Here is a 6,689-nt window from a genome sequence, read left to right on the forward strand (position 1 = left end):
TGGGACGCTCAAAACTCTCTTAACTTATGTCAGAAATCTTTCCATTCCTAAGCCGCAAACCGAAAAATCGCTGGAATGACAGCTTTACAGATAAAGTGTGGATGCTGGCTTTTCTGTTGGCTGCAGTGCTGATTTTCGGGCTGAATCTGGGCGGCGTGGCTTTGCGGGATTGGGATGAAGGCATTGCAGCGCAGGTAAGTCGCGAAATTTGGCGCGGCAACTTAAATTGGCTGTATCCGACGATCGACTCTATGCCTTATTTCAACAAACCGCCGCTGGTACACTGGCTAATCGGGCTCTGTTTTGCCGTCGGCGGTGTCAGCGAATTGACGGCGAGGTTGGTACCGGCGATGCTGACGGCGGCTTCAGTGCCCTTGCTTTACGCCATTGGCAGGGAGTTGTTTCCTAGACGCTCGATCGCCATTTTTTCTGCCCTCGTGTATCTGACGCTGTTACCGGTGGTGCGGCATGGACGTTTGGCGATGTTGGATGGAGCAGTTTTGTGTTTTTTGCTGGGGGCGATGTGGTGTTTGCTACGATCGCGCCGCGACTTGCGCTACGCTTTGGGCGCGGGGATTGGGTTCGGACTCATTTGCCTCACTAAGGGCGTCATGTTGGGGCTGCTGCTGGGTGCTGTTGGCTGTATTTTTTTGGTTTGGGATACCCCGCGACTCCTCACTTCTGGGTATCTTTGGGGCGGATTGGCGATCGGAACATTGCCAGTAGCTGCTTGGTATTTTGCCCAATGGCTGCACTACGGCCAATATTTCATCCACACTAATTTAATTAACGAATCTTTCCGGCGCATTTCGGAACCTGTAAGCAGTCACAGAGGCCCGCCTTGGTATTATCTTTTAGAAATTTTAAAATTAGCTTGGCCGTGGCAGTTATTTTGGCTACAAGGGCTGCGCCTGAGTTGGGAAAATCGCAATTTTGCCGGGCCAAAATTAGTCTTGGTTTGGACAGGAGTATATCTGCTGGCTATTTCTGTGATGACTACTAAATTGCCGTGGTATGTTTTGCCAATTTATCCAGCTTTTGCTCTTGCTGTTGGCAGTTATCTCGCTGAAGTTTGGGAGCAACTGTGGCTGCCGCCAGAACCCGTCAAAGAGGAAGCAGAAGAACGTTTTGATGCTATTTCTTTGCTGCCTCATCCCGCGATTTTGGCAGTGCTGGCTATAGTTGCTGTCGTCGGTTGCGTGTACTTCAGTGGCTGGGTATGGATCGGGGGACAAATTGCGCCTCCAGAGCGAGATTTGCAGTTAATGCTGATGTTTGTAGCTTTGACAATGACAATGGCGGCCGTGTTGCTGCACCGCAAAGACCGACAGTTTATATTAGTTTTAATTTGGGGAACTTACCTGACGCTGTTGGTATTGGTGGCTTCAGATAACTGGGTGTGGGAACTGGCCGAGGATTATCCGGTTAAGCCGATCGCCGAAATTGTCCGCACAGGAACTCCGGCCGATCAACAAGTGTTTACTTCTCACCGCTTGGGCCGTCCATCGCTGAATTTTTACAGTCAACGCCAAGTTATTGTCGCCGACGCGCCGACGCTGAAACAGAAATGGCAAACTCTTCCTCAACCTTATTTTCTGTTAGAAAAACCTGTTTTAAAACATTTAGGTTTGCAGAATGCTAAGATTGTCAAAACAGCGGACGATTGGGTTGTGGTAACTCGAAAGTAAGTTAGGGACATCCAATCAGCGTCTGTATGGGACGGTGGTGCATGGCCCAGCTCCTCTACCGCTCAAGATTGTCCAGGTTTCAGTGATCGATAACAGCATTTTGATCTCAGCTTGGACGGAAACTGATCCTCGTACTAGAAAGAAACCCTGGTGGGTCTAAGGATGAAGTGATATGGAACCGATTCGTATTTTTTACTTTTCCGATGTTCTCTGCGTTTGGGCTTATATTGCTCAGATTCGTTTGGATGAGTTGAAAACAACCTTTGAAGACAAGATTGCGATCGCACAGCACTTTGTCCCTGTCTTTGGTGTTGCTCGTGAAAAACTGGAAAACCGATGGCGCGATCGCGGTGGTTTGCAAGGATACAGCAATCATGTCCAGGAGGTTGCGAAAAAGTTCGATCACATCAGCGTTCATCCTGATATTTGGATTAAGGTAACACCATTTTCATCGACATCCTGTCATTTGTTTCTCCATGCGATTCAACTACTAGAAACGAAGGATTTAGTAGAGCGAAATCAACAGGTATTTGAAAAAGCAACCTGGGCATTTCGGGAGGCATTTTTTACCCAACTCGCAGATGTTTCTGACCGCAAGGTACAATTTGGAATTGCGGAGGAGTTAAGACTGCCGATCGCTGCTATCGAAGCTCAGATCGATAGTGGTGAGGCTTATGCCAAGCTATCCCAGGATTTTGAATTAGTCAAAGAGCATACGGTTACAGTCAGCCCCACCCTGATTTTTAATGAAGGACGGCAGAGACTCAACGGCAATGTGGGCTACCGGGTGATCGAAGCCAATATTCGGGAGTTACTGCACAATCCTCCGGGAGAACAATCCTGGTGTTAGGGATGTTGAGCGATCGCTTCCTTTGACCAAGAATTTCTTGATGGTACCCGCCACGTGATTTATCCGTGGAATCAATCCAAAATCTAAAATCTAAAATCCTCAAGCCCCCGAGTTTATCTCGCGCAAGTCAATCCAAAATCTAAAATCTAAAATCTAAAATCGAATGACGTGATCTCAGTATAGGATTTAGTATTAGTTTACTAGATTGCTAGGTCGTTTTATCAATGTTCAAAATCAGCGAAGTCTCCCGTAGTTTAGGAATCAATCCCCAAACGCTTTATTTTTACGAGCGGATTGGGCTGATTCCATCTCCCCAGCGTACTGAAGCCGGATATCGGCTTTTTAGCCAGTTAGATGTAGATCGACTTGCCTTTATTAGCCGTGCCAAGTCTTTAGGGCTGAGTTTGAATGATATTAAGGAGATTATATCGTTAAAGGAAGGGAAACTACTTACCTGTAAAGCTGTTTATGAAAGACTCAGCAAAAAAGTTAAGGAAATTGAGGAAAATATCGACCAATTGCGATCGCTCCATGATGAGCTAGTACCTTTAGTCGAGCAATGCAAAACCAAATTTGACCATCCCGATCCAGCTTATCAATGCCTCGTCCTTGACACAGAACAATAAAAAATCCTGCTTAAAGATCGTCAAAATCAAAAACCAGATATTTTGAAAATTTTCTTGACATTATACATGGGTATAGGGTTTATAGTTGAATCAACCAAGATTATCATCTATTGAGTGCGTCATTATGTTCAAAACCATCACCAATACCCTAGCCATTGGTTCTATTGCCGAGTCTGAAGCCTTGCAATAAATTGCCCAAAAAGGCTACAAGACTGTCATTGATTTGTGTCCTGCTGCTGAGAAAAATCAGCTTGATGTGTCAATGGTGAAAGAACAGGCTTTGGAATATGTCAGTGTTCCCGTTTCACCCAAAAACTTGACCGTCGAAACACTAGAAGCCTTCAAGCAAGCGGTGAAAGCATCCCCCCAGCCGATTTATACTCGCTGTGCCTCTGGATGGCGGGCGGGCGTATTTACCTTATTGGTATTGGCAGAACAAGAAGGCTGGACAGAGGCGCAATATCTTGAGCAATTTCAGATTTTGGGAATTGACCAGAAGCCTAACTGTCCTCTTGGAAGTTTTGCTCATACTTACTTTGAGAAAAAAGTCTAGAGAATCTAGACATTAGCTGAACTGAATTAGAGAATACAAAAAAGGAGTTATGTCATGAATGCTATCAAGATTGAAATTTTGGGTTCAGGCTGCAAAAAATGCCAACAGCTAGAGGCAAATGCCAAACAAGCTGTAACTAATCTCAATTTAAATGCTGAAATTCTGCACATTACCGACCCCATCGAAATCGCTAAACGAGGTGTGATGTCTACTCCCGCCATGACAATCAATGGCAAAGTCGTCAGCAAAGGTCAAGTGCTCAGTCCAGAACAAATTCAGCCCTTATTGCAGCGTTAAAGAGGCAAAGTTATGTTCGATCCATTTTATCCTTTTGATTGGTTGGCAACCCAGATTGTCACCCAAATCTTCGGCTTGTCGATTTCATCGCATTTAGGATCGAGTCTGCATTTCTTTCTTTACGATGTGCCAAAAGTCTTAACATTACTAATTGTAATTAGCTTCATTGTTGGGACATTTCAAAGCTTTTTAGAACCAGAGCGTGTTCGCTCTTTGCTAGAAGGAAAGCGCACTTTTGCGGGAAATATCTTGGCGGCAATGGTAGGAATCGTCACACCATTCTGTTCTTGCTCTGCGGTTCCTTTGTTCATCGGATTCTTAGAAGCAGGTGTGCCTTTAGGTGTGACCTTTTCTTATCTGATGGCAGCGCCAATGGTAAATGAAGTTGCTGTTATCCTGCTGTGGGGATTGTTTGGACTAAAGGTGACACTGATCTATATCGGTTTTGGTGTGGGTTTGGCGATCGCCTCTGGATATATCATCGGATTACTAAAATTAGAAAAATGGGTGGAACCCTTTGTTTGGGAACTGCAAAAATCTCATCAAGAAATACCTCTAGGTGATGAGGACAATCCAGAACCAGTGATGCTAACTTGGGGGCAAAGATTTGAGCAAGGATGGTTCCAGTCGAGCTCCATTGTGCGATCGGTGTGGCTCTATGTCGTGGGTGGTATTGCGATCGGGGCGGGGATTCATGGTTATGTGCCAACAGATTTTATCACTCAATATGCAGGTGCAAATAATCCTTTTGCAGTGCCGATCGCGGTAATGTTGGGCGTGCCACTCTATGCGAACATTGCGGGTGTAATGCCGATTACCGAAGCTTTAGTCAATAAAGGAATGGCTATGGGTACAGTTTTGGCCTTCACAATGGCAGTAACAGCACTATCTCTGCCTGAAATAGTGATTCTTAAAAAAGTTTTGAAACCTCAACTCTTAGCCGTTTTTGTTGGGTTAATGACTGTTGGCATTATTAGTATCGGCTATATATTCAATGCCATAATCAATTGATTGACAATGGTGCTGAAATATCTGGCTGACAAAATGAACCCTTAAGAATCCATTTCAGGAGAAATCTATGAGCTTTAAGAAACCAATTCAGACGATATTACTGGGATTTGCACTATGTTTTTGCCTCTTGGTTGGTATTGGGCAAAACCCGATCCTCGCAGCAACTATCATAGAAACTGAACCAATCTTTCAATAAAAGATGCAAACAATGTCTGAAAAAAAACGTGAATCTGGAATCGGGAGTCGATCGCTTCCTCACGTCGATTCCAGCAGGCTATTACACGATCGCCAATGTCGAAGGGTTAAAAAACCTATTAAAGAACCCTAAAACCCTGTTGGTGGATGTGCGAGAACCCTCTGAGTATCGATCAGGACATATCGCTAATGCGATCGATATTCCACTCCGAACACTAGCGCACAATCTGGATAAAATTCCGCGCGATCGCCCCGTAGTTTTGTACTGTTCAACGGGCTATCGATCGGCAATGGGAGTAATGACATTGCACCTATTGGGCTATGAAAATGTCCAGGGATTTCCGCCAAGTTTTGCAGGCTGGAAAAACGCAGGAGAGGCGATCTCCTCTACGGATCGCGAATTCAATAACTTACAATTTTAATTGTTATTGTGGGATGGGCGTCCCGCCCGTCCAAAAAGAACGGGCGGGACGCCCATCCCACAAACTTGTGGAAGTTATTTAATTCTCATTCCTAGGTAATGCCGCAAAAAAATCAGGATTAAAATCCCCAACTTTCACTCTGTAATTGCCAGTAATATTAAGTTCTTGAGGAATTGTGTGATGAAATTTATCTGCTTTTTTAATGATTATAAAATTCGCCTAATGCGCGGGTTGCTGGCTGCTTGTATCTGCGTTTTACTGCTTGTCTGTATTCCCTTACCTGCTTTTTCTGCTGTGACGAAAATCGAAGAATATCCAGGGCAGATGCTGTATCAATCCCGGCAAAATCTGCGGGATCAGACCGGAAAGTCCTGGCAGGCGATCGCCTTCAAACGCATCCATCCTGAAGGTAGTTCTACTGTCTCTCTGCGCGTCGTGGGCTTTCCTGGTGCGGTGGAATTCGATCGCACTCAACCGCTGATTCTGACAACATCTATGGGCGAAACTCTAACCGCCAAGGATATTTCTAGCGAAATTTCTAAGGGCACACCAACCCCAGCGAATGTCGCAGAATATGACATTAAGTCTGTCCTACCGCAGTTGCAGGCTGAAATTCCCCTTCACCTAACTTTACCAGTGGTAACTGGTTCAGCGATCGAGTTACAAATCCCATCGACGGCGATTCAAGAGTGGCAAACAATTTCTGCTCATTGACTAACTCCAAAAAATCAAACCGATGAATCCCCAACTCTCCACATTTTGGAGCTTACCCACAGATCGAATGCTTCAACCGACGCACTCGATCTGTGGATTTAACCCGTCAAGATGCGAAACAACGCTTGATCGAGTACGGCGCGAATAGCCTCAAACAAACACACAAATCGAGCGCATTAATGCTGTTGATTAATGGACTACCAAATAAAAAACTCGTCCAAAATCAAGCGGTACTGTAAGCAATATCGATAAACCACTTAGGATCGCGAATTAAATAACTTACAATTTTAATTGTTATTGTGGGATGGGCGTCCCGCCCGTCCAAAAAGGACG

Annotated in this window: 9 protein-coding genes; all 9 read left to right on the top strand. The window is 45.0% G+C overall.

Going from position 1 to position 6,689, the window contains the following annotated elements; translation table 11 throughout:
• Positions 1-26: 26 nt before the first annotated feature.
• Positions 27-1,688 (top strand): glycosyltransferase family 39 protein, encoded by a 1,662-nt coding sequence (locus tag QUB20_RS13310; RefSeq protein ID WP_333246589.1) that lies wholly within the window; start codon positions 27-29, stop codon positions 1,686-1,688.
• 172 nt (positions 1,689-1,860) lie between these two features.
• On the top strand, positions 1,861-2,538 hold the full coding sequence (locus QUB20_RS13315) for a DsbA family protein (RefSeq protein WP_333246742.1): 678 nt from the start codon (positions 1,861-1,863) through the stop codon (positions 2,536-2,538).
• A 224-nt stretch (positions 2,539-2,762) separates the two neighbouring features.
• Positions 2,763-3,164, top strand: coding sequence for a heavy metal-responsive transcriptional regulator (locus QUB20_RS13320; protein ID WP_333246744.1), 402 nt, complete (start codon positions 2,763-2,765; stop codon positions 3,162-3,164).
• Positions 3,165-3,354: 190 nt separating this feature from the next.
• Positions 3,355-3,717 carry a beta-lactamase hydrolase domain-containing protein gene (locus QUB20_RS13325; protein WP_333246755.1) on the top strand — a complete coding sequence of 121 codons (363 nt, stop codon included), beginning with the start codon at positions 3,355-3,357 and terminating at the stop codon, positions 3,715-3,717.
• Positions 3,718-3,771: 54 nt separating this feature from the next.
• Positions 3,772-4,014 (top strand): thioredoxin family protein, encoded by a 243-nt coding sequence (locus QUB20_RS13330; protein ID WP_333246746.1) that lies wholly within the window; start codon positions 3,772-3,774, stop codon positions 4,012-4,014.
• Positions 4,015-4,026: 12 nt separating this feature from the next.
• A complete protein-coding gene (locus tag QUB20_RS13335) occupies positions 4,027-5,025 on the top strand; it encodes a permease (RefSeq protein ID WP_333246747.1) in 999 nt (332 codons plus the stop codon).
• Between the two features lie 224 nt (positions 5,026-5,249).
• Positions 5,250-5,642 carry a rhodanese-like domain-containing protein gene (locus QUB20_RS13340; RefSeq protein WP_333246749.1) on the top strand — a complete coding sequence of 131 codons (393 nt, stop codon included), beginning with the start codon at positions 5,250-5,252 and terminating at the stop codon, positions 5,640-5,642.
• Between the two features lie 180 nt (positions 5,643-5,822).
• Entirely contained in the window at positions 5,823-6,356 is a 534-nt protein-coding gene (locus QUB20_RS13345; protein WP_333246751.1) for a DUF3122 domain-containing protein, read from the top strand.
• A gap of 92 nt (positions 6,357-6,448) precedes the next feature.
• The gene (locus QUB20_RS28700; RefSeq protein ID WP_445299396.1) at positions 6,449-6,595 is read left to right on the top strand and encodes a cation-transporting P-type ATPase; all 147 of its coding nucleotides are present in this window, start codon (positions 6,449-6,451) and stop codon (positions 6,593-6,595) included.
• The last annotated feature ends 94 nt before the right edge of the window (positions 6,596-6,689 follow it).

The sequence above is a fragment of the Microcoleus sp. B4-C2 genome, assembly GCF_036705265.1.
GTDB lineage: Bacteria > Cyanobacteriota > Cyanobacteriia > Cyanobacteriales > Microcoleaceae > Microcoleus.

Coding starts and splice junctions, on each gene's coding strand:
- QUB20_RS13310 (WP_333246589.1), top strand. CDS start 27: ATGTCAGAAATCTTTCCATTCCTAAGCCGCAAACCGAAAAATCGCTGG.
- QUB20_RS13315 (WP_333246742.1), top strand. CDS start 1,861: ATGGAACCGATTCGTATTTTTTACTTTTCCGATGTTCTCTGCGTTTGG.
- QUB20_RS13320 (WP_333246744.1), top strand. CDS start 2,763: ATGTTCAAAATCAGCGAAGTCTCCCGTAGTTTAGGAATCAATCCCCAA.
- QUB20_RS13330 (WP_333246746.1), top strand. CDS start 3,772: ATGAATGCTATCAAGATTGAAATTTTGGGTTCAGGCTGCAAAAAATGC.
- QUB20_RS13335 (WP_333246747.1), top strand. CDS start 4,027: ATGTTCGATCCATTTTATCCTTTTGATTGGTTGGCAACCCAGATTGTC.
- QUB20_RS13345 (WP_333246751.1), top strand. CDS start 5,823: ATGAAATTTATCTGCTTTTTTAATGATTATAAAATTCGCCTAATGCGC.